Consider the following 22214-nt stretch of genomic DNA (forward strand, 5'->3'; position numbering starts at 1 on the left):
GGCGGCAACTCATAATGAATCTCTTAAAATTAGAAATTGTAGTGCTTATTAAGAAATACAAAAAACTTACAATTGTTGCAGAAAAACTTGGAGTGAAACAACCTACTATTACATTCCATATAAAAAGCTTAGAAGAGGAACTCGGTGTGCCTTTATTTGAATTACGTTCTGGAAGATATTTCTTAACAGAGGCTGGTGAGGCATTGCATCATTATGCTTGTAAAATAGATGCACTTATGAAAGAAGCTAAGCGGGTCACGCAAGAGTTTAAAGATTTTCATAAAGGTGCTATAACAATTGGCGCTAGTTATGTACCAGCGACTTATCTTTTACCAGAAATTATTCACCAATTTCAATGCGAATTTCCGAATATAAAAATAACCCTCATGGTAAAAACAGCCCCTGAAATTCGAACGATGCTACAAAATCATGAAATTGATCTCGGTGTAATTTCCGCAGCACCGTTTGATGAATCACTTTTAAAAGAAACAAAAATATTACCTGATACACTTGTTCTTGCTTTCTCCAAAGAACATAATTTTTCAAAAAAAGAAACTGTATCATTACAAGATATCGAAAAGGAACGTATACTATTGCATCGTAATCCATCTACAACGAGAGATTTACTTACACAATGGACGTTAGCACATAACATTACGTTCCAATCTGAAATTGAATTAGATTCATTAGAAACGATGAAACAAATTTTAAAATATGGTAATGGAGTTGCCTTTATTTCTAAACTCGCTATCGAACAAGAAGTACACCGAGATGAACTATGCTACATACCCATCCCTGGATTTGAATTTCAACGTAACATTTACACAATTCATCATGAAGACAGATGGAATTCTAAAATTATTTCTTTTTTACTACATAGCATCACTTCTTATGCAACAAAAAATTAAAAGGCTGTCGTTCTATACGACAGCCTTTTAAACTATAACTCTATTTATTTTTCTTCGCTTCAATTTTTGCTTGCGCCTCTTCAGCCTTATCTAATGCTTCTGAAATTTTTTTCTCTTTTTCTTTCACATCATCTATACTATCGACAGCTTTAATGAGTTTATCGATTCCTTCTTCCTCTACTTTTCTCCGCTTTGCTACTCTTTCATTCACTTTCTCTTCTACATCTTTTGCTTTTTGAAGCATATTCTCTGCATTTGATGTTACAGCTGTTTCAAGTGCATCGTCTTTTTTCATTTGCAACACTTCATTTGCAATGTCTTTCGTTTCTAAATACTTACCATCTTTTAATGATGTAGCCCCGTGATCCATTTTCTCGGCCATTTCTTTATATGATTTCGCTTTATTTCCTGACTTTTCTTTTTCCGCTTTTTCAAACCACATCGTTGCATCACTATATTTTTCATCTTTCAATGATTGCATACCTGTTTCAATATACGTGTCATAATTACTGCATCCAGCCATTACGACTAATAGAAAAAGCATAACAAAACTTAATTTTTTCATGATGTTTTCTCCTTTTCTTTGCCTGCTCACCTTACTGTAACACACATGAAAAAGAGTTTCAAAAACTAAAATACTAATTCGGTCATTTTTATAATGATAAGTTAAATTTTTATTATTTTCTTATTTTCAAGCCGACACATCCACTTGTTTTTTCGCCACATGTTGTTTTACTCCAACTACTACAACTAACAATAAACCTCCGCCTAATGTCATCATAACAATGCTAGTTGGCAACATATCTAATAATAATCCATATACAATCATACCGAGTGGTGCGATTGCAGTAGCAATTGTTTCAAGTAAACCGAATACACGTCCTAAATAGTTTGGATCTGTCGACTTTTGAATATGTACTTGCATCGGTATATTTACGATCATCATTGATATACCCGTTAACATCATAAAAGCGATATAGTAAATAAAACTTAATACTTTCGGAATGGTAACTAACAATGGAAAGACTGTACATAAACTCAAGCCCGCAAATAAAAACAGCCCAATATAAACAGAGCGAAACGGATTATTCACTTCTTTACGTACTGATAACACAATCGCACCCATTAACATCCCCACTGCTAACATTCCCTCTACAACACCGAGTTGCTTCGAGGATAAATGCAAATTTTGAACAATAATATACGGAAGTGAAACGAACAGTGCACTCGCAAAAAAGTTCACCCATAGTGCAATTTTCATTAGCCCATATATTTCATCCTCGCGCTTCACATATGAAAAACCTTCTTTTATACTCGTCAAAAAATGATCTTTACTCTCAGCCACTTCTTTTTTGTATAAATCAAATACGATAAATAATTGCACAATAACCGCTAAAAAGAATGTAATGCTATTTAGCAGGAAAAACGATTTAATCGAAAAGAAACCAAATACAACTCCACCGATAATCGGCCCTAATATATTTGATAAAGAAGCTGCCGTTTGATTTAAAGCACTCGCTTTTTGAATACGTTCCTCATTTACTAAACTCGGAATAGACGAAGTTAATGCAACAGAATAAAAACTTGCACAAATTGATAATAATGCTGCTGAAACATAAATAAAAAGAAGTGATGGTCCAAATATAGTAGCAAGAATAAACATAATGAGCATCGTTAAGCTACTTAATAAATCAGTGCCAATGACAAGCCACTTTCGATTCACACGGTCAGCTACAGCACCCGCAATCGGACCACAAATCATCCTTGGAAGTGATCCGCAAACGAGCGTAGTTGCAAAACCCATTCCTGAACCAGTTGTCTTTAAAACGTATAACCCCATGGCAAATGTATAAATTCCTGCCCCTAATAAAGAAGTCATCTTTCCAATCATCATTAAAATAATATTTCTCGTTGCAATCTTCATGCTTGTATCATGTTGTCCTATACTTACATCTCCCATAATGACTCTCTCCCCTTAAAAGTTAAATTGTGTTAAACTTATTATATAATTGACTTTCCAATTTTCACAACAAAAAGTTAAATACAATTTAACTTTTCAATTATAAAGGAGCAATAATATGGCAACTCTCGGTGAAAAAATTAAAGTGTTACGTAAAGAAAAAAAACTTACACAAACAGAGCTGGCAGGTTCGAAACTTACAAAAAGTATGCTTAGTCAAATTGAAAATGGAAAAGCTACACCTTCCATGAAAACATTACAATATATCGCTGAAAAACTTGAATGTGAAGCGAGTTTTTTATTAGAAGATGATACTGGAGAAATTGTAGAACTCATTACAAAAATGGAGCAACTCATAAAGGAAAACAAATGTGATGAAGTGTATGAGACTTTACTACCTATCGTTCAAAAAGAGCTCCCTTCTACTTTAAATACGGCTCATATATACAAACAATTCGTAACTGCCGCGGTGATTATAAAAGATTACAACATTGAATCTTACGTAGAAAAAGCTGTTTCTATTTTTGAAAAATATAAGTTATACCGCGACAGTACGGAAACAAAATTAAAATTATCTTTTGCAATATTCACACGTAAAAAGTATGCAGAATGTTTACAACTTATATCTAATATTAGAAATGATTATGAAGAGAAACATTTAGAAATGGATCTTATTATACATATTGATTTATGTTTATATGAAGCCATCATATTACTAGCATGTGGCGATTATGAAAAATGTGAAGAAACGATATTAGAGACACTCGCATTTTCAAAAAAACATCAAGTGTATTATAAAACAGATGTATTTTACCGAATTTTATCTTACCAAAAAGTCATTACAGTTGATAAAGAGCGTTATTTATATTACATAAAAAAATCTGAGCAATTTGCCATTTTTACAGAAGACACTTTATCCGCTGCAAATATACATATATTAAAAGCTTATTACTACAATACCGTTACGAATGAATATACAATTGCATTAGAACATTTAGAACAATTCCGAGAAAAACTAAAAGATGTACCAATTTTTCAAGAAGATGGACTTTATTATCTTGAAAAAGGAAAATCTTTGTATGGCTTAAAACGTTATAAGGACGCTTTGGAAACATTAAAACATGCTACCATACCAGATTATATGAGTCATCCACTTGATCAATCGTGGTTATTAACAGCTGGATCTTATCGTGCTCTTTGCTATATAGAACTTCAAGATAAAAAATCTGCCTTGAAAGAAGCAAAAGAAGCAGTTCAAGCGATAGATGGCTATCCTGATTCCATCTTCTCTTCATTTATTAAAGAAATATTACAAATAATACAAAAACTTTAAGAATGTCTCTAAATGGTATATTATTCCTCTTTTTTAGCAAAGATAATAATGATGGGAGGAATATAAATGAATATTCAACGTGCAAAAGAGCTTTCTGTGTCATCAGAACAAGCAAATGTCAGTTTTCAAGGCATGCCTGTTACAATTCAACACGTCGATGAAAACAACGAAACCGCCCGCATATATGAAGTAAAAAATCCAGGACGCGAATTAACTGTTCCAGTTAATAGCTTAGAGGAAATATAAAAAATGCCACTTCGATTTTGAAGTGGCATTTTTCTTCCTTTAGATTACTTATTGTAAATTTCTTCTATCTTCTATTTTACAGGAGCTGAAAAAATAAGAATTTTCTACTTCTTTTCTTTTTGTGACCTGCTAAAATACAAACTATGGATTAATTATTCACACTATACATTAAGGTGGAAACATAATGGCATCTAATTTAGAAAAAAACAAGTCTTATTATGCAGTTATATTCACTTCTCATTTATTAAATGATACGACAGATTATAGTAGCGTTGCCGAAAAAATGGAGGAACTTGCAAAGCAGCAACCTGGATTTTTAGGTGTAGAAAGTGCACGAGATCATTCCGGACTCGGAATCACAATTTCTTATTGGGAATCACTTGCGGCAATTGACAATTGGAAACAGAACGCCTTACATAAAGAAGCGAAAAAAAGAGGGCGTGAGCAATGGTATGAAAACTTCCACCTACGTATCTGCCTTGTTGAGAAAGAATTTAAGTTTCATAGAGGTACATTGTAACGATGAAGAAAAAATTAGCTCTCGTTGTTGTTCATGAAATATATGGTGTAAACGACCATATGCATCAAGTTAACCAACACTTTACTTCATCTCATATAGATGTATTCTGTCCTAATCTTCTACAATCGCAACATGCATTTCATTATAGTGATGAAGAAAAAGCATATCATTTTTTTATGAATCATATTGGATTTGATGATGGAAAAGAGCAAATTGAAGAATTTATTAATTGCCTTTCTAGTAGTTACACACATATTGGACTTATTGGCTTTAGTATTGGTGCTACCATCTCATGGCTATGTAGTAGCAATCCGAAAATAGATTTTATTATCGGATGTTACGGTTCCTGCATACGTGACTATATTCATATGAAACCAACATGTGCTACCTTACTTATTTTCCCTGAAAAAGAAGCTAGTTTTTCAGTACCCTCTTTCATTCAATCGTTGCAGCAACAAAAAAATCCTTTATTAGAAATAAAACAGCTACACGGTGAACATGGATTTCTAAATCCGTACACTGAAAAATATAACGAGCAATCTACAAAGCAAGCATACAATGCAATAGATTCATTTCTTGCAAGAACAATCTTATAAAGGAGAGTCAAATGACGCTTACATTATACTTAGTTTCATATTCATCGCCTTTATATTTGCGCTAACTAGCATTTTTATAACCGTAAAAAAAGGGGAGTTTTTCAAACGTCCCTACTTACAGTCTATTATCGTTTGCATTTTATTTTTTACCAATTGGATCTTATATTTAACATCTTTTTATTCGTTACTCCCTGAGAAAGTTAGCGAGTTCATATTCCTTCCCATTTGGTTTTTCCTTTGTATTTTGGGATGTATCGTTTTCTGGCGCGAATGGAGAAACAATCGTGTGTTCTCAATATGTGTTGGCTTCCTTTCCTTTATTAGTTTTCTATTTGGGTTATTGTTGTTAGTTCTTTCGGGGATGTAAAACAAAAGGAAGAAAAGCCAACATTCAACTTTTCTTCCTTCTATGTTTACCTTTAGTCTTCACTGTCACTGATTCACAAGGTGTATAATATATTTGAGGTGTCGCCTTATCAACAAACATCATAAACGTAATGAAGCCGATAATAAAGAAAATAAACAACGTTAACAAAATTGCTCCTATCGTTAAAAGTATCATAACACCACCCCTATACCTTTCATGTTATTACACTTTTCGCTATTAAATGAGCGTAATCCTTTTTAGAAAAAGAAACGTAACAAAATAATCACAATCACTCCCGTTAACACTGTACCTAATAAACTACGAGTATATATTGCAACAAAAAATGTTGGAATTGCTGCGATAAGGTAATCCCACTGCATCGTCTCATGCATAAATAGTACTTGTGCTAAAAGTGCTGCTAATATCGCAATTGGTATGTAATTTAACCATTTTAAACCCCAGTCTGGAATTTGTAGTTTACTAAATACGAGTAGAGGTAAAATACGTGGCACGAGTGTGACAGCTCCTGCTGCTAGTAAAAGTAGTATTACGTCTAATCTCATTTCCATTTTTCAATCACAACTCCAATCGTCGCAGCTAGTAATGTTGCGATAATAACCGCTATACTATCTGGCATAAATAAGTGTGAAACGTATGCAATCAAAATCGCTACAATTGCAACAGTAAGATGAATTGCTAGTTTCGGTTTACTACTTATGAGCTGAAGGACAAATAACCCGATAAACATTGCTGGTAATGCATAATCCATGCCGTACATATGTGGATCTGGTATCCACTCACCAAACAACCCGCCAATAATAGTAGCAAGAATCCAATTTAAATATGCTGTAACATTTAAGCCCATCATCCATCTGTCGCCTACATATCCTTTTTGCGCTGCGTGCTGCACTGCAACGCCGAACGTTTCATCTGTAATTTGAGAACCGATCATTACGTTTTTTACTAGGGGAAGTTTCGTAAAGTACGGCGCGAGCGCAGCACTCATTAAAAGGTGGCGTAAATTAACAAAAAAGACGGTGAAAATAATTGCTGAAGCAGGAGCACCAGCTGCATACATACCAGCTAATATAAATTGGGCAGAACCTGCATAAATTAAAGTGGACATAAACGCAATTTCAATGATGGAGAAACCTGCTGTTTTTGCAATTACACCAGCTGCTATACCGATGCTCAAATAACCAAATACAGTTGGTAAACAATCTTTTACTCCTTGCTGAAATGTATCATCACTCTGCAAAGCTACATGGGCCTGAGCTTTACTCATCCGTATCATCCTCCATTCCTTCTAAAGTTCGTTTTCCTGTTACGACATGAACTAAATCTATATTTTCACGCCATAACGTATCTAACTTATCAGCCCCAAATTCCTTCGTGATTTCTTCAACCATAATATCGTGCCGCACATACTCTGTAGCAACGAGAACTAAAGCTGGATCATACGTTGTAACAGCCCATGAAGTACTATCATTTGAGAAATTCGCAATTAATACTTCCTCTCCATCACGAGCAATAACAGTTAAATGACCACCCATTCTCTTTTCAACAACGTGGGGCGTCATATAATTATGGTGAAACGTCGTGCCTATTTTTTTATTGGGAGCGCCAAATAAGATTGAAAATATATGTACACCTTCCTCTTCCTTTTGACGAATATATGGCTCAATTTCATGCACTTGATCTTCCCAAACAGAAATCCATAGCTCTTCCTTCGCCCTATTAATTATATTGCATATTTCTTTTACAACACGATCATTTGAGCGAATATGCGAAATTACATCTATTTGTCGCTCTTGTTCTAAACAATTTAATTTCCGGTCTAAAAATTCAAAGGACTTTTCAAAATCTTTTCGCATTCGATCCATTAGCTCCGTAGCTGGTACTGGTACATATTTCACTGGTTCAGTAGGAACGATATGCACTGCTCCTTTATCCATCAATTTACCGAGCACTTCATAAATCATCGAACGAGGTACTCCTGTTTGCTTACTCACTTCATACCCGGTTACTGGGGAATGTTTTAATAGTCCAATATACGCTTTACATTCATATTGGGAAAAACCTAACTTTTGTAATTCCTTTATAATTTCATCCATCAGCAATCCCTCACATTCTATATAACTCTCATCTCAAAACGATGCATGTATATTAGTAGTTATTACTATACCTACTAATATAAAAAAACAGACCCGTAAAGTCAATTGATAATTCTGAAATTTAAACCTAAAATAAAAAGCCTTCTTATGAAAGGCTTTTCTCACGTAACACTCCTGTTATTTTAACTGCAATGATTTTGATGTATTTTCCTCCAAATGCTCCCGTAAAGTAGAGCCTGTATACTCTTCCCTAAATACACCGGCCTTCACAAATAAAGGAATAACTTCACTAAAGAATAGATCTAGTGACTTTGGATGTCCTCCTGGAATAGCAATAAATCCATCTAACGCTCCGGCCTCAAACCTATCCATAATTTGTTTCGCAACGTCTTGCGCTGTACCAACCGCAACCCAATGAGCCGAGCCAACAACTTCTGGTCGTTCTAGTATTTGTTCAACAGTTGGTTCATTTTTAATAATGTAGTTGCGTAATAATTCAGCGTGTGTTTTACTGCGAACAGTTTGATCACGGCTTGGCAACATCTCTTCCGTAATCTTACTTTCTAGCGGAATCCCTCTCGCATTTAGTCCGAGAACCATTTCGAGTAACGAGTATCTCTTCTCTTTTGTGAGGTGTTGATGAGCTTGCCTATGCATTTCTAACGCTTCTTCATATGTATCACCTATAAAGAAATATAACCCAGGCAATACACGTATATCATCTTGCTTTCGGCCATGCTGTTCTGCTCTTCTTCTTAAATCTTGACGCAATTCCATTCCTGACTCTAAATCCGGCGTTGCAGCAAAAATTGCATTCGCAACAGAAGCAGCGAAATTCCGGCCTGACTCTGAAGCACCAGCTTGGAATAATGGCATTTCCCCTGAAATGTGCTGCGGAATATTAAGTGGACCTTTCACCTTAAAGTATTCGCCATTATGCTCAATAGGCTTTACCATCTCTCTAATCACATCAGGATTATCTACTTTCAAAACTTCATTAGGATGACTTCCCCAAAGTTTTCTTACTAACGCTGTACATTCTGCCGCTTTCGCGTATCGTTCCTCTGATGATGGCATCCCTTCCTCACCAAAGTTTTCAGCGCCGTCAATGGATGTAACAATATTCCAACCAACTCGGCCGTTACTAATCCAGTGTAAAGATTGTAATTGCCTCGCTAATATATATGGTGGATAAAACGACGTTGAAGCAGTCGTAACGACTCCAATTTTTTCTGTTGCATAAGCAATAGCAGTAAACAATAACGTCGGATCTAAAATGACATTTCCCTTATTACGAGCAATTAAATCTGGGTGCGCCACTAAATAATCTGCTTTAAAAACAAAATCTAACTTCGATTTTTCTGCTCGTTTCGCTAACTCTACTTGTTCATCAATTCCCGAATCAAATATACACTCTTCCTCTTTCTTTCTCGAAATTAAACATAATCCAATGCAAAGTTGTTTTTTTGTAGACATATACACACCATCCCCTTGTTTTAATTCACTTAGTTAAACAAATGTTGCTGTCATTATGAAATTCCATTCTGATGAAAATATATAAAATGATATTGATAATCATTATCATTTTATGATGTAACAGTAATAAAAGCAATAGATAAAAAAGACTCCCACTAATGGAAGTCTCTTATCTCAATATTTCATTCGCTTCTTTTTCATAAATTTTATCAAATGAAGTCATAACGCGTTGTGACGCTGAAATCATTTTTTGATCTGTCATAAGATCAGCCATCTCTTTCGTCAAATCTACATTTGAATTTTCTAGCATATGGTTTTTTACTATCCCTGTTCCGTTCGGTAAATCAGCAATGTTTCCTTCTGCTAGTGTAAAGCTTTTGTTCTCTCTTTGCATGAGACGAGCATTCGCTTCTGCATCTACTGTTTTTGTTTGCAGGCGAGCAATATTATTTTGTGTTACTTCATCATATAATGTACCATCTGCTTGTACAGCAACCTTTGCTCCTTCAGGAATACGAATACGTTCATTATTCTCTCCCATAACAAAAGCACCAGATGATGTTTGCAGATAACGATCACTATTTATTGTAAAACTACCATCTCTCGTTAAAAACGTTTCATCGTTTTTAGATGTAACGAAAAATGATGATGCGCCGGCCGTACCGTCATCTAAAAAGAAATCTGTAGCACTATTTGTCATTTGTATATTTCCTTGTACTAAGTTCACATGCGTTGCGGCTGGTACTACAGCGTAATCAGTCGAACCGATATTTGTCACAGCTCCATCTCCGCGGCGATATGTGTCTTGTACATCAAATACTTTAGAAGTCATATTTTCTGCTTTAAATCCTGTCGTTTGAGCATTTGCAACATTATTCGAATGAACATTAATACGCTGCATGTAATTCATCATACCCATAGAACCTATATAAAGACCGTTCATACTCGTTTGAATAAGGCGGTTGCCTTATCCTTCACCTCTTTTCTATGATGTTTGCAACATTTGTTTCGCTAAATGTTCAGCTGTAGCGATATGTATATGTTGCTTCACGTCTTGTCCGTCTGTCATTAATACAATTGGAGCCGATGATACTGCTGGAATTTTCAACAATTCACCACTACTTGCTGTTTCATCAAATTTCGTAAATACGATACCATCAATATGAATATCTTTGAAATTCGTAATGATTTCAATCATATCTTTACTTTTCATCGACGCTGATAATGTTAAACAAATATAATCTGGCTCTACTTGCCCCATCGTTTCAATCATTTCTTCCACTGTTTCTGACGCACGATAATTTTTTCCGGCGGTATCAATTAAAATATAATCGACGCGCGCTTCTTCTTTAAAATACGTAAGCGCTCTTGTCATTGCATATTCATCACGTACAGCGATTACTTCAAAACCGATTGTCTTTACGTAATCTTGTAGCTGCTGTACTGTTCCAATGCGCGAATGATCTGTCGTAATAAAACCGACTGTTTTTTTCTTACCGTGAAACTGCCATGCCATTTTCGCCAGTGTCGTCGTTTTTCCAACTCCAGTTGGACCGATTAATGCAATTGTTTGCACTTCTTTTTCAAAAACGTTTTCCGTGTTGAAATGGGATCTCATATCTTCCAATATATATCCGATCACTTCTTCTTCTGTAATCATCGTCGCATTCTCAAACTTCACTTTTAACTTTTCAGCATATGCATGAATGAAGTATTGTTCTACATCGTTTTGTTCTAGCATGCGAATTACTTTTTGAATAATAAACGGGACAGATTCTTGCTTTTCGTTCTTTACAACCACTCCTTCTTTCTTGACAGGAACGACTTTTTTCACAGTTTTTTGCTTTTTCGTCTCTTTCGTTTCTTCCGTCTGTTTCACAACGACGATACCTTTTTCAAACAACTTTAATAGTTTCTCTTTCTTTCTTGTCCATTCTTCACTATTTCCTGTTTGCATCGCCGCGTATGACATAGAAGTCGTCACGTTTTCTAAATTGTGCAGTACCGATTGAATTCCGTTCGCCTTCACAATTTGTTCTGAAGGATCATTCACAACTTCCATTAATTGTTCATGAAATTGAGCTGTGTCTTCGTTCACTTCTTCCTGTTTATCCTCTGGAAAAGCAACTAACATTTCATAATTCTTTTTCCAAAAAAACGGGATATTTCGTTTTACACTTTCATCGACAACGTAATAATAATCTGTACCATATTGGTCAAATAACTTTCGATACAATTCATTTTTCGAAGCTGCTTTTATTCGCATTAACGCTTCTTTCTTTTCTGTATTTTCCATTACTTCACCCCCTACTATTCAATGTAAGCAATTTGATCTACAACAATTTCTGGAGCTAATTCGCTAATACAAAGTACTTGCGCTTCTACTTGATAACGCTCAAGAAGTCTTACAATCGCAAATCTGAAATCTTTTCTACGCGTTAATAATACTGGTTCTCTTCCCATTAAGCGGGCTTGTTTAAATACGCGTTGTACTTGCTCAACGACTCGTGATTCTAAATCTAAATCCCAGTTTAATAAATAACCTTGATAAGAATTGTTTACAACGTCCGCATCTAACTCGATTGAATCTGAGAAGAGCGCCGCATAAATTTTACCGTCAGGATTTTTCGCATTTTCACAAATCACTTTTGAAATACATTCACGGACGAATGACGTTACACCGTCAACGTGGTTTTGATAAATTTCTTTTCCGTCAATAATACCTTCAATAATAGTTGGTAAATCACGAATAGAAATACCTTCTTTTAGAAGTTGTTTAATAACATTTTGAACGAGTGATAAGTCGATTTCTTTCTTCTTAATCTCTTCTAATAAAACGCCGTTATCATTTTCAAGCGAGTTAATTAAGTCTTTTACATGTTGACGCTGAATTAACTCATGAAGATTACGTCTAACGATAACATCTAAATGCGTAATTAATATGCTAAGTGGCTCTAATACTTGATAGCCTTTCATTTGTGCATCTTGTACCATATGCTCTAAAATCCAATATCCATCTTCACCGAAAATCGGATCTTTCGCTGGTTCTGCATCTAAATCGGCCATTACATTCGGTGTTTTCAGTGCCAATAAGTAACCTGATTTTAAAACACCTTCAGCTGCCTTCGCCCCTTTAATACGAATAATGTAACGTCCGCGTGGTCTAAAACTCGTATTATCTTTAAAGTTAATGCCAGGAACGTTAATACCAAGGTCGGTAATAATCGACTTCCTCATTAAAACAACTTTATCACGAGCTGTTTCCCCGTTAATTTTCTGCTTTACAAGTGCTGCTAAATCTAAACCGAGTTCTACAATAATTGGATATTTATCTGTAAATACTCCGAATGAATCTTCCACTTGTTGCAGTTGCTCATCTTCGCCTTGAATCATTTCTAATTCTTTTTGAAGCTCGTCTTCTTTTTCTTTCTTTATTCGGTTTTTATTACGAATTCCTAAGAAAATAATTGTTCCACCAACGAGTGCAAATGGTAGAAATGGTAGCGGAGTAAAAATACCCATCGCTATAAATAAACCACCAAGCGCATATACAACGACTTCATGCGCTAATAACTCTTTAAAGATTCCTTCAGTTACTGTATCAGATGAACCGTCAAATACACGCGTTACGATAATACCTGTTGAAATCGCTAGCATTAACGAACCAATTTGGTTTACAATTCCGTCACCAACAGTTAACTGTGTATAGTGAATAGCTGCTTCAGCAAAGCTCATTCCTTGCTGCATCATGCCGACAATTAAACCGAAAATAATGTTTACGAATAAAATGACGATCCCGAAAATAACGTCCCCTTTAATGAACTTCCCGGCACCATCCATCGCCCCGTAAAACTCTGTTTCCATATTTAACTTTTTTCGTTTTGCCTGTGCATCTTTTTCAGTAATAATACGCTGGTTTAAATCCGCATCGATTGACATTTGTTTCCCGGGTAAAGAATCAAGTGTAAAACGAGCCGCAACTTCAGCTGTACGAGACGCACCGTTTGCAACGATAAACTGGAATATGATTAATACTATGAAAATAACGATACCAATTAATAAGTTCCCGCCAATTACGAACTGACCGAACTCTTCAATAACATGCCCCGCATTTCCGTCTGTCAAAATCGCTCGCGTCGTCGATACGTTAATCGATACGCGGAAAATCCCGATTAATAACAACATCGTTGGAAATGACTTTAATTCATCCCACTCGTTAATACTTGTTGCTCGCATATAAATAAGCACTGACATACTTAGTAAAAAAACGATAACGATATCAAGTATAAATGGTGGAAGTGGAATTAAGAGCGCCACTACGAATGACGCTGCTAAAAAGATAGAAAAATAGGTTCTTGCAGAATCTATCTTAAACACAAGAGATCTCCTCCAACCGCGCTATTATACTTCAAGTTCATTCGTTTGAATTAAATAGCGCATAACTTCAATTACAGCTACGTATAAATCTTCTGGAATCGTCTCATCTTCCTCGACTTGATAATATAAAGAACGAGCAAGTGGACGGTTTTCCACCATTGGTATTTCTTGTTCGCGGGCAAGCGTTCGTATATATAATGCGAGCTCATCTTCCCCTTTTGCAACGACAATTGGCGCCGCATCAACCTGTTTATTGTACCGAAGTACGACTGAAATATGAGTCGGGTTGTTTACAATAAACGTTGCGCCATCCATTTTCTTCGCAATTGTCCCTTGCAAGATAGCATGCATAAAGTTTTTTCGTTTTCCCTTTACTTGCGGGTCCCCTTCATTATCTTTATGCTCTCTTTTTACTTCTTCTTTTTTCATCTTAATATCTTGTTCGTACTCCCATTTTTGATAAATAAAGTCAATAATAGAAAGAACGATTAAAATAATTAAAATAGCTAAAAAGATAAATTTAATTTGCCTAATAATTTCAGTAAGTGATGCGATCCAGTTAAATCCAATCATACTAACAATTTTCTCTAAATTCTTTTTAAAGAGAACGTAAGCGACGTAACCGATTAGTCCCATATAAAATAGTGATTTCAAAATATCTACTAAACTTTTACGACTAAACAATCTCGTAAAATAATTTTTTGGATTAATACGTGAAGGTTTCGGCTTAATGACTTTAGAAGAAAATAAGAAACCGACTTGAATCATATAATTAAATAAATGAAAAGCGTATACGAGTATTAATATCGGCACTGATACTTTTAGTAATAAAATACCCATTAAATAAAAATACTCAGTTGAATCTGTATTTTTTCCAATTTGATCAAACAGCACCGCGACAGAATTTGCAATCTCATACCCGAGCCAATCCCCAAAAAAGTAAACGACAACTGCTAATACGAGAATGGAAAATAAATTATTTAAATCTTTACTCCGGGCAATATTCCCTTCTTCACGCGATTTCTTACGCTTCTGCGGGGTGGCCTTTTCTGTTTTATTATCCTTTGCCATGCGCGTCCCCCTACTTCGTTAAGAAAAAGTTAAATAGTTTCGTATATTCTTCAAGCAATACATCCGTCATATTTTTAAACACATAACCGAGCATCGGTACACTCATCGCAATAAACAAAATACCACACGTAATTTTAATGACGAATGCATTCATAAAAATATTTAATTGTGGTGCATTTTTTGCGATTAAAATCAAAACAAAGTTAATGATGAACAAACTCCCCATTAGCGGAAGAGCAATTTCAACCGCTGATGTAATCGCAAATAATAACGTTGCGAGTAGACTATCTAAAAAACTAGTCGTCAGCAATTTTGAAATCGCCTCTGTATATTGAAACGACTTTAAAATCGTGGCAACGAAATAATTAATGCCGCCAAGTGAAATAAAAATAATGAGGAAAAATATATCAAAAATAGTTGATAGTAAAGTAGACTGTGATCCTGCATTTACATCAAACAAACTTGCCTGTGATAAACCGATATCAAAGTCTAAAATATGCCCGGCCATTTTCGGAATATTCCACAGCATTTCTACAATTTTTGAAAGTGATAATCCGATTACAATTTGCGTTCCTGCATAAGCTGCAACGTCCCAAGTTGTCTTTATGTGAGAGACATCAACTTGATCGGCCACTGTAATTGAAAGAGCGAGTCCAACTGTAACCTTCGCCATTGCTGGAATGGATCGACCTGAGAAAAACGGTAAAAAATATAAAAATGAAGTAATGCGGCAAAACGCAAAAAACGTCGCCGCCCATAATTCCATATTCATTTCATTCCACCTATCTTAGTACGAACGCAATAGCGATGGGATTTTATCAAATAAATCTAAAATAAGCGTCGTTAATTCTTGAAACATCCACGGACCTAAAATGATAATAACGAGTACAATACTCGCCATTTTCGGTAAAAACGTCAGCGTTTGTTCTTGAATTTGCATCATCGCCATAATGACAGCGATAATAATAACGACAATCATACTAACACCGGCAACCGGCATTAAAATCATAACCCCTTTATAAAAAAAGGTTTGAAAAATATCTATAATTGGTGACGTATTCATTTATATGACTCCTATCACATAGCATCAAACGCTTCAGGCGACCGTTTTAAACATAATGTCGACGATTTTTGTATATCCACCTAAATATACGAAAACGAGTATTTTAAATGGTAAACTTAAAATCATCGGCGGTACCATCATCATCCCGAGGTACATTAAAAGTGTACTAATAATCAAATCTATAAATACAAACGCTAAATAAATGAACATCCCCGTTAACAACCCTTTTTGGATTTGCGTTAACGTAAAGGATGGTACGAGCGTAAATAAGGAAAGATCTTTCAAATCTTTCGGCAACTCTTCTCCGCGCACTTTCAGCATCATTTTTAAATCATGCTTATACGTATGCTTTGACATATACTCTTTCATAATCGGAGCTGTCGTCTCCGCAGCTTGACTTACTGTTATTTTCTCTTTCGTCATCGGATCCCAAACATCGCTCTTTAGCTGCCCAAGTACAGGCTGCATCGTGAAGAGGGATAAAAATAGTGCAAGTCCTACAAGCACTTGGTTCGGTGGTAAGTTCATTACCCCAAGTCCTTGACGTGTAATCCCAAGAACGATCATAAAATAAGTAAAATGTGTAAATAATAGAACGATAGAAGAAGATAATGACAAAAGGGTAACGAGTGCAAATAACTGTACACTTGAATTACTCGTAAACTCTTTTCCATTTTCGAAATTAATAAAACCGTTTTGGGCTGCATACGCTGGATTTACAAAAATAATTGAAAAAACGATAGAAAATACGAAAATAACGGCTAATAATGATAACTGTTTCTTTATTCTCATGATGGATCCTCTACTTTTTTCGTTTCACTCTTCACCGCGTCTTCTAGCGCTTGTTGAAACTGATTTCCTGTTCCTGTTAATTGCACAGATTGTACACCGTTATTACTAATAACAGTGAACACTTGCTTGCCGTCCACTTCAAATAAAAAGGCGCTCGTTTGATGGTTTAAATACACACCGTCTTTCACTTGAATATGGCCATTTTCACCTTGTTTAAAAAACTGCTGCTTGCGCGTCTTTTTCGTCATATAATATGCACCGTAGCCGAGCGCACCAAACAGTAAAACGACTTGAAATAAGGTCGTCATATACGACATATGACTCCTCCTCTACTCTTTATCTTGCATTTGACTTTGCGCTTTCATAAGCGCAGCTTGCTTCTTGTCAGCTTCAATTTCAGAAATGATAATACCGAACTTCTCGTCCATTACAATCGCTTCACCGATGCCGACTTTCATATTACTTAAATATACATCTACTTTATGTCCTAAGTTTTTCTCTACTTCAAGAACATCGCCCACTTTTAACTCTTTCACATCACCGAGCTTAATAGATGACTTCCCAAGCTTTACACCAAGTTCAATCGAAATATCTGAAACAGTATCAATATGTGCTTTACCTGCTTCATTTCGCTTCCCTGCAAAATCTTCTAATCCCATTAATGACACAGGAGATACTTCATGCTTCATATGGATCCTCCTACTCTACAAAACTTTTAAATAAGAGCGCCTTACGCGTTCCATCTTTTCCAATAAAACAATTAAATTTATGCTTTCCATCTACATAACCAAGTAATTCATCCGAAACTTTCGTATGAAGCGGAATAATATCACCTTCTTCAATTTGTTCAATGTCACCCATCGTCATCTTCTGTTCACCAATTGCAACGTGAACAGGTTTATACACTTGATTCACTTTCACTTCCACTTCAGACGTATACTTTTTACGTTTATCTGAAGAATGTTCAACAATATTTTCAGATGTTAACTTATCCATAATTTCTTCAACAGATAAGAATGGAATTCCGATGCGCACCGTCGTATCCCAAAACTCTGTTTTCATATTTACATTCAATAATGAAATAATATCGCTCGCTGTCGTAATCTTTAATGCATTCGGGTCTGTCTCCGTCGTTACAAATTTCGGTTCAATCGCCACAACACTTTCAAATGATTGCTCTAAATTTTTGCAAAGGAGCATAAAAATATTATCCAGTGTTAAAAACTCAAATGCGGTAAGTGGTCTGCGCATTGTAAAGTTACGCTTACTATCTCCGCCAAGCCAACATTCATGAATGTAAATAACAAATGCTAAATCAATTTCAATGACAATTTCTCCAAGCTCTGGGAGACCAAGATCAATAACGCAATATAAATAATAATCTTTCGGCATTTTCTCTACATACTCACTCGTAAATGGAACTTGCTCAACCGTTGAAGGCTCTAACTCAATCGGAATACGCATACGCGCTGCCAACGTCTGTGACGTCTGTTTACCAAATGTAGAAGCAATTGCTTGCAAGCTACGTAAATGCTCAACACCAAACTTCTCCGGTCTATTAAAATCATACTCTTGAAATTTCTCTTGCTTTCCTGCTTCTTGTGCGAAAGCTGGCATTTCCTCGCCTTCATTTACCGCCTTCAGCAGGGCATCAATTTGCTCTTGGCTTAATTTTTCGCCACTCATGACAATCCCCTTCCCTACCTTTTCAATTCAACGATTTCAACGTACATCTTCCCGTTTTTCGTCAAAATCTTTCCGGTTCCAATCTCTTCATTCTCAAGCATAAGACGTACCGTATTTTTCGTTGAATTTTCAAGACGATACAATGTACCTTTCGTAATATGAAGCAAATCTTCAATTTTCTTTTTCGTATTTCCGATTTCAAAATAAATTGTTAACGGAATATCATCTTGTAATTTCAAATCTAGCCAACTCCCATATCATGTTCACGAAAATTTCATGTTCTCTCTATATATGAAATTTCTTATTTTGAAACGTCGATATTTAATATTTTTTTAATATATCCTTGCGTTTCTTTAAATGGCGGTACGCCTCCGTACTTTCTCACATTACCAGGGCCAGCATTATAAGAAGCAAGTGCCAATACTAAGTCCCCGTTATTTTTCTTTAAATAACCGCTTAACTCTTTCACACCGCCCTCAATACTTTCAGCTGGTGAAAATGGATTTTTTATACCCATCTCTTTCACATTCGCTGGCATAAGCTGCATAAGACCCATCGCACCTGCATTTGACACCGTTTTCGGATTAAAATTAGACTCTACTTCAATCATTTTTTGAATTAACGTTTTCGGAATTCCGTATGTACGGCTAGCGCGATCAATAATCTCCTCATACTTCCCCTCATTGGAAGAACGTATTTTTTGAATATTATACTTCTTCGTTAATCCCCACGTATCAGCAGCCTCATTTTTCGTTTCTGGGAAACGTCGTTCGAACTCTTTTTGTGCCACTTGCACTTCATCTACGTTCTTCGTTTCAGCCTTTTCTTCAGGCTTACTCGCTTCCTCTACTTTATGAATAGATTGTTCTGGTTTATGTACGACTTTTTCTATTTTTGTAGATTGTACCGGCTGACTCATATCCTCTACACTTGCCGGCTGCGTAGTACCCTTCGTCTCCTTCGCAGGTTCACTCTGCAACTTCTCTTGAAAACGACTACTAACGAATGCTTGTGGACTACTTAACTTTTGCTGAATTTGTCCTTTCTTATATGCAAGCACTTCTTTTACTATATTTCCAACTATCATAATATCACCTTTTCGGTAAACAAAGATAATCTAATATTAGAGTTTTTTTTTAAAGTTTGCAATAATCCTTTTAATAATATTGTAATAAAAAAATGAATATATTGTTAAACTGTTATTTTTTTATATTTATTAATTCAAATTTTTAGTTGACACCCACTATGACAGGGATTACAATAAATCTCGAAATTGATTTTTTCGCATATTACCGTTTTTCAATTTGCAGAAAAGTCAATATAAAAAAATGGGGGTTCTTAACATGAGAATTAACACAAACATTAACAGCATGCGTACGCAAGAGTACATGCGCCAAAACCAAGACAAAATGAATACTGCAATGAATCGTTTATCTAGCGGTAAATCAATTAACAGTGCTTCTGATGATGCGGCTGGTTTAGCTATCGCTACTCGTATGCGTGCAAAAGAAGGCGGCTTAAACGTTGGAGCGCGTAACACACAAGACGCTATGTCTGCACTACGTACTGGCGATGCTGCATTAGGCTCAATTTCTAACATCTTACTTCGTATGCGTGACCTTGCTACGCAAGCTGCTAACGGTACAAATAACACTGATGATACCGCTTCTTTAAACAAAGAGTATGAAGCATTAAAAGAGGAAATTGATCATATTGCTGAAAAAACTAATTTTAACGGCAATGCTTTCTTAGATACAACTGGTACTGAAATTAAAGTTCAGCTTTCTGATACTTCTGGTGATACAATGTCAATCGCTGCTATTGATACAAAAGGATTAACAACAGGCACACTGAGCACTTTAGCTGATAGAGACACTGCTGAAAGTGAAATCACAGCTCTTGACACTGCTATCCAAAAAGTTGCTGACGAAAGAGCGACTTTCGGTTCTCAATTAAACCGTTTAGACCACAACTTAAACAATGTAACGAGCCAAGCTACTAATATGGCGTCAGCTGCTTCTCAAATCGAAGACGCTGACATGGCGAAAGAAATGTCTGAAATGACTAAGTTCAAAATCTTGAGCGAAGCTGGCATCAGCATGCTTTCTCAAGCAAACCAAACTCCACAAATGGTAAGTAAATTATTACAATAATCCATTTGATGCTTTACTAAAAAACATCTCTCCTTATGGAGAGATGTTTTTTTACAATAACTAAGAATGCATCCCTATTCTCTATGGTATACATTCAAATAACACGAAAGCCTTTTCATCATATACAAATAAAATTCCAATATACTCAGCAATCAATTACATTGAACAAACTCCTAAACTCGCAGGTAGTTCTTCTACAAAACTTGGTAAAAAACTTTAAAAGAGAAAGCATACGTTACGATCTACTAGTCATTCTAATATAAAAGAGTGTTTCAAATTAAAGAACTTAACATCTTCATTATAAATTCTCACGAACATGCTAACAAGAATGCATGATCTTACTATGAATTTTCTTAATAGAATAAATTTTAATCGAACCTTTATAAATATAGAATCCAAAAAATTATCAGAACTACTTACTCCTGCCAATAATACTACAGATGTAAATACACTTAATTCTACAACAAGTCTATAATTCTCCTCATTAAATAAAAAGGTAGCCTCTTTGATGAAAGCTACTCTTAAAGTTTCAACAAAGACTATAGCTAATAAGGCAATTATAAAAATAAATATTGCATTCCAAGAAGTACAATATCACCATATCGAAATTAATGTAATGACACAACATTTTCAATTACATATTGGACACTCAAATAGCCCAAATACATCCCTGTATTCTATTTTATCTATAGGTATGATTTATACAGCGCAAATGCCCAGTGAATTTGTGAAACATAAATTATTATCAGAAACAACAATATGTAAAATTCCCAAAGCAATTTTTGCCCGTCTAACAGTTATAACAATGACAAAAATAAAAAATCATCTAACAATCAAAATGCGTATGGGTTTTCATATAACAAACCATACGCATTTTTTAACCAAATTCCCCCTTACTTTTCTTTTCACTTACCTATTCATTTTAACTATCTCATTAATGTTTATCCGATTAACATGTTCCTATATCCCTTTTCTTTACGGCTCTCTGATGCCAATTTTAGCTTTTAACATACCTTATTTTTATTATATTTTTATCCTCTTCTGTCTAAAATCTCTCCAAAGAAATTCAAAAAGCATCAGGTATTTTCTTTTCAGAAATGTCCTGATGCTTTTTTATAAATAATTATAAAAATTATTTATTCATTTACTCCGCAATATAATCTTTTGCTGTGCGTGCACTTTCTAGCTTATTATTCTTTGTGACAGTAACATAAATTTTTCCTGCCTGTTCCCCTAGTTGTTTGATTTTTACATTTACTGCTGTCTTTTTATCTCCTACAGTTCCTGCGCCTAGTTTTTCCCCTTCTGTTAATGCGTCATAAACATTTACAACATCACCTGTAGCTAACCCTGTTACCCTCACAATATCATCTTCACCATCATTGTTTAGCACAACAATATTGTTTGCTTTTAGAGCTTCTGATACTTCTGTTGTGTATTTTACTGCCGTTCTACTACTTTCATCTTTGTTTGGTTTTGTTACAGTTACATACACTGTTCCACCTGTTGACTCTAATAAGTCTTTCACTTTAATGGTTGCTTCTTTTCCACC

26 protein-coding genes and 1 pseudogene are annotated in these 22214 nt (G+C 35.2%); 7 read left to right on the top strand and 20 right to left on the bottom strand.

The window, feature by feature from the left end:
- Nucleotides 1-14: 14 nt before the first annotated feature.
- A complete protein-coding gene (locus F8162_RS26060; RefSeq protein ID WP_151630938.1) occupies nt 15-908 on the top strand; it encodes a LysR family transcriptional regulator in 894 nt (297 codons plus the stop codon).
- Between the two features lie 40 nt (nt 909-948).
- Here F8162_RS26060 and F8162_RS26065 read toward each other — a convergent pair whose 3' ends face one another.
- Both F8162_RS26065 and F8162_RS26070 read right to left on the bottom strand, forming a co-directional pair.
- On the bottom strand, nt 949-1473 hold the full coding sequence (locus F8162_RS26065; protein ID WP_151630939.1) for a DUF4398 domain-containing protein: 525 nt from the start codon (nt 1471-1473) through the stop codon (nt 949-951).
- Between the two features lie 126 nt (nt 1474-1599).
- The gene (locus tag F8162_RS26070; RefSeq protein ID WP_151630940.1) at nt 1600-2868 is read right to left on the bottom strand and encodes an MFS transporter; all 1269 of its coding nucleotides are present in this window, start codon (nt 2866-2868) and stop codon (nt 1600-1602) included.
- 118 nt (nt 2869-2986) lie between these two features.
- Here F8162_RS26070 and F8162_RS26075 point away from each other — a divergent pair, with 118 nt between their 5' ends.
- The 5 genes from F8162_RS26075 (at nt 2987) to F8162_RS26095 (ending at nt 5930) form a co-directional block, all read left to right on the top strand.
- The gene (locus F8162_RS26075; RefSeq protein WP_151630941.1) at nt 2987-4201 is read left to right on the top strand and encodes a helix-turn-helix domain-containing protein; all 1215 of its coding nucleotides are present in this window, start codon (nt 2987-2989) and stop codon (nt 4199-4201) included.
- Between the two features lie 66 nt (nt 4202-4267).
- Nucleotides 4268-4447: an H-type small acid-soluble spore protein gene (locus F8162_RS26080; RefSeq protein WP_016088502.1), complete on the top strand. Its 180-nt coding sequence runs from the start codon at nt 4268-4270 to the stop codon at nt 4445-4447.
- Between the two features lie 184 nt (nt 4448-4631).
- Entirely contained in the window at nt 4632-4967 is a 336-nt protein-coding gene (locus F8162_RS26085; protein ID WP_151630942.1) for an antibiotic biosynthesis monooxygenase family protein, read from the top strand.
- Nucleotides 4968-4969: 2 nt separating this feature from the next.
- On the top strand, nt 4970-5563 hold the full coding sequence (locus tag F8162_RS26090; protein ID WP_151630943.1) for a dienelactone hydrolase family protein: 594 nt from the start codon (nt 4970-4972) through the stop codon (nt 5561-5563).
- A 22-nt stretch (nt 5564-5585) separates the two neighbouring features.
- Nucleotides 5586-5930: a hypothetical protein gene (locus F8162_RS26095; protein WP_151631753.1), complete on the top strand. Its 345-nt coding sequence runs from the start codon at nt 5586-5588 to the stop codon at nt 5928-5930.
- A 24-nt stretch (nt 5931-5954) separates the two neighbouring features.
- Here the strand turns inward: F8162_RS26095 and F8162_RS26100 are convergent, their stop codons facing one another.
- The 17 genes from F8162_RS26100 to F8162_RS26180 form a co-directional block, all read right to left on the bottom strand.
- A complete protein-coding gene (locus tag F8162_RS26100) occupies nt 5955-6125 on the bottom strand; it encodes a DUF3951 domain-containing protein (protein ID WP_000602236.1) in 171 nt (56 codons plus the stop codon).
- A 62-nt stretch (nt 6126-6187) separates the two neighbouring features.
- Nucleotides 6188-6499, bottom strand: coding sequence for an AzlD domain-containing protein (locus tag F8162_RS26105; protein ID WP_151630944.1), 312 nt, complete (start codon nt 6497-6499; stop codon nt 6188-6190).
- Nucleotides 6490-7215: an AzlC family ABC transporter permease gene (locus tag F8162_RS26110; protein ID WP_151630945.1), complete on the bottom strand. Its 726-nt coding sequence runs from the start codon at nt 7213-7215 to the stop codon at nt 6490-6492. The genes F8162_RS26105 and F8162_RS26110 overlap by 10 nt, the downstream gene beginning before the upstream one ends.
- A complete protein-coding gene (locus F8162_RS26115; protein WP_151630946.1) occupies nt 7208-8044 on the bottom strand; it encodes a TrmB family transcriptional regulator in 837 nt (278 codons plus the stop codon). The genes F8162_RS26110 and F8162_RS26115 overlap by 8 nt, the downstream gene beginning before the upstream one ends.
- A 177-nt stretch (nt 8045-8221) precedes the next feature.
- Nucleotides 8222-9520, bottom strand: a complete 1299-nt coding sequence (locus tag F8162_RS26120) for an NtaA/DmoA family FMN-dependent monooxygenase (RefSeq protein WP_151630947.1) — start codon at nt 9518-9520, stop codon at nt 8222-8224.
- Nucleotides 9521-9689: 169 nt separating this feature from the next.
- Nucleotides 9690-10463, bottom strand: coding sequence for a flagellar basal-body rod protein FlgG (locus F8162_RS26125; protein ID WP_151630948.1), 774 nt, complete (start codon nt 10461-10463; stop codon nt 9690-9692).
- A 42-nt stretch (nt 10464-10505) separates the two neighbouring features.
- The gene (gene flhF, locus F8162_RS26130; protein WP_151630949.1) at nt 10506-11816 is read right to left on the bottom strand and encodes a flagellar biosynthesis protein FlhF; all 1311 of its coding nucleotides are present in this window, start codon (nt 11814-11816) and stop codon (nt 10506-10508) included.
- A gap of 14 nt (nt 11817-11830) precedes the next feature.
- Nucleotides 11831-13897 carry a flagellar biosynthesis protein FlhA gene (gene flhA / locus F8162_RS26135; protein WP_151630950.1) on the bottom strand — a complete coding sequence of 689 codons (2067 nt, stop codon included), beginning with the start codon at nt 13895-13897 and terminating at the stop codon, nt 11831-11833.
- 24 nt (nt 13898-13921) lie between these two features.
- Nucleotides 13922-14968: a flagellar type III secretion system protein FlhB gene (gene flhB / locus F8162_RS26140; protein WP_151630951.1), complete on the bottom strand. Its 1047-nt coding sequence runs from the start codon at nt 14966-14968 to the stop codon at nt 13922-13924.
- A gap of 10 nt (nt 14969-14978) precedes the next feature.
- Entirely contained in the window at nt 14979-15740 is a 762-nt protein-coding gene (locus F8162_RS26145; protein ID WP_001055715.1) for a flagellar biosynthetic protein FliR, read from the bottom strand.
- 15 nt (nt 15741-15755) lie between these two features.
- Nucleotides 15756-16031: a flagellar biosynthetic protein FliQ gene (locus F8162_RS26150; RefSeq protein WP_001098085.1), complete on the bottom strand. Its 276-nt coding sequence runs from the start codon at nt 16029-16031 to the stop codon at nt 15756-15758.
- A 33-nt stretch (nt 16032-16064) separates the two neighbouring features.
- Nucleotides 16065-16823 (bottom strand): flagellar type III secretion system pore protein FliP, encoded by a 759-nt coding sequence (locus F8162_RS26155; protein ID WP_001220586.1) that lies wholly within the window; start codon nt 16821-16823, stop codon nt 16065-16067.
- Nucleotides 16820-17140, bottom strand: coding sequence for a hypothetical protein (locus F8162_RS26160; protein ID WP_000121176.1), 321 nt, complete (start codon nt 17138-17140; stop codon nt 16820-16822). The genes F8162_RS26155 and F8162_RS26160 overlap by 4 nt, the downstream gene beginning before the upstream one ends.
- Nucleotides 17141-17152: 12 nt before the next feature.
- Complete coding sequence (locus tag F8162_RS26165) at nt 17153-17512, bottom strand: flagellar motor switch protein FliN (RefSeq protein WP_151630952.1); 360 nt, start codon at nt 17510-17512, stop codon at nt 17153-17155.
- 10 nt (nt 17513-17522) lie between these two features.
- A complete protein-coding gene (gene fliM, locus F8162_RS26170; RefSeq protein WP_098273535.1) occupies nt 17523-18509 on the bottom strand; it encodes a flagellar motor switch protein FliM in 987 nt (328 codons plus the stop codon).
- Nucleotides 18510-18523: 14 nt separating this feature from the next.
- On the bottom strand, nt 18524-18748 hold the full coding sequence (locus F8162_RS26175) for a flagellar motor switch protein FliN (protein WP_000775712.1): 225 nt from the start codon (nt 18746-18748) through the stop codon (nt 18524-18526).
- Nucleotides 18749-18810: 62 nt separating this feature from the next.
- Nucleotides 18811-19596 carry a lytic transglycosylase domain-containing protein gene (locus F8162_RS26180; protein WP_151630953.1) on the bottom strand — a complete coding sequence of 262 codons (786 nt, stop codon included), beginning with the start codon at nt 19594-19596 and terminating at the stop codon, nt 18811-18813.
- 256 nt (nt 19597-19852) lie between these two features.
- Between F8162_RS26180 and F8162_RS26185 the strand changes: the two genes are divergently transcribed.
- Nucleotides 19853-20662, top strand: a complete 810-nt coding sequence (locus F8162_RS26185) for a flagellin (RefSeq protein ID WP_151630954.1) — start codon at nt 19853-19855, stop codon at nt 20660-20662.
- 1144 nt (nt 20663-21806) lie between these two features.
- Here F8162_RS26185 and F8162_RS26190 read toward each other — a convergent pair.
- Nucleotides 21807-22214, bottom strand: a pseudogene (locus F8162_RS26190) (IMP dehydrogenase); the annotation flags it as partial.

Source organism: Bacillus sp. CH140a_4T (genome assembly GCF_008923725.1).
Taxonomy (GTDB): domain Bacteria; phylum Bacillota; class Bacilli; order Bacillales; family Bacillaceae_G; genus Bacillus_A.

Coding starts and splice junctions, on each gene's coding strand:
- F8162_RS26060 (WP_151630938.1), top strand. CDS start 15: ATGAATCTCTTAAAATTAGAAATTGTAGTGCTTATTAAGAAATACAAA.
- F8162_RS26065 (WP_151630939.1), bottom strand. CDS start 1,473: ATGAAAAAATTAAGTTTTGTTATGCTTTTTCTATTAGTCGTAATGGCT.
- F8162_RS26070 (WP_151630940.1), bottom strand. CDS start 2,868: ATGGGAGATGTAAGTATAGGACAACATGATACAAGCATGAAGATTGCA.
- F8162_RS26075 (WP_151630941.1), top strand. CDS start 2,987: ATGGCAACTCTCGGTGAAAAAATTAAAGTGTTACGTAAAGAAAAAAAA.
- F8162_RS26080 (WP_016088502.1), top strand. CDS start 4,268: ATGAATATTCAACGTGCAAAAGAGCTTTCTGTGTCATCAGAACAAGCA.
- F8162_RS26085 (WP_151630942.1), top strand. CDS start 4,632: ATGGCATCTAATTTAGAAAAAAACAAGTCTTATTATGCAGTTATATTC.
- F8162_RS26090 (WP_151630943.1), top strand. CDS start 4,970: ATGAAGAAAAAATTAGCTCTCGTTGTTGTTCATGAAATATATGGTGTA.
- F8162_RS26100 (WP_000602236.1), bottom strand. CDS start 6,125: ATGATACTTTTAACGATAGGAGCAATTTTGTTAACGTTGTTTATTTTC.
- F8162_RS26105 (WP_151630944.1), bottom strand. CDS start 6,499: ATGGAAATGAGATTAGACGTAATACTACTTTTACTAGCAGCAGGAGCT.
- F8162_RS26110 (WP_151630945.1), bottom strand. CDS start 7,215: ATGAGTAAAGCTCAGGCCCATGTAGCTTTGCAGAGTGATGATACATTT.
- F8162_RS26115 (WP_151630946.1), bottom strand. CDS start 8,044: ATGGATGAAATTATAAAGGAATTACAAAAGTTAGGTTTTTCCCAATAT.
- F8162_RS26120 (WP_151630947.1), bottom strand. CDS start 9,520: ATGTCTACAAAAAAACAACTTTGCATTGGATTATGTTTAATTTCGAGA.
- F8162_RS26125 (WP_151630948.1), bottom strand. CDS start 10,463: ATGAACGGTCTTTATATAGGTTCTATGGGTATGATGAATTACATGCAG.
- flhF (WP_151630949.1), bottom strand. CDS start 11,816: ATGGAAAATACAGAAAAGAAAGAAGCGTTAATGCGAATAAAAGCAGCT.
- flhB (WP_151630951.1), bottom strand. CDS start 14,968: ATGGCAAAGGATAATAAAACAGAAAAGGCCACCCCGCAGAAGCGTAAG.
- F8162_RS26145 (WP_001055715.1), bottom strand. CDS start 15,740: ATGAATATGGAATTATGGGCGGCGACGTTTTTTGCGTTTTGCCGCATT.
- F8162_RS26150 (WP_001098085.1), bottom strand. CDS start 16,031: ATGAATACGTCACCAATTATAGATATTTTTCAAACCTTTTTTTATAAA.
- F8162_RS26155 (WP_001220586.1), bottom strand. CDS start 16,823: ATGAGAATAAAGAAACAGTTATCATTATTAGCCGTTATTTTCGTATTT.
- F8162_RS26160 (WP_000121176.1), bottom strand. CDS start 17,140: ATGTCGTATATGACGACCTTATTTCAAGTCGTTTTACTGTTTGGTGCG.
- F8162_RS26165 (WP_151630952.1), bottom strand. CDS start 17,512: ATGAAGCATGAAGTATCTCCTGTGTCATTAATGGGATTAGAAGATTTT.
- fliM (WP_098273535.1), bottom strand. CDS start 18,509: ATGAGTGGCGAAAAATTAAGCCAAGAGCAAATTGATGCCCTGCTGAAG.
- F8162_RS26180 (WP_151630953.1), bottom strand. CDS start 19,596: ATGATAGTTGGAAATATAGTAAAAGAAGTGCTTGCATATAAGAAAGGA.
- F8162_RS26185 (WP_151630954.1), top strand. CDS start 19,853: ATGAGAATTAACACAAACATTAACAGCATGCGTACGCAAGAGTACATG.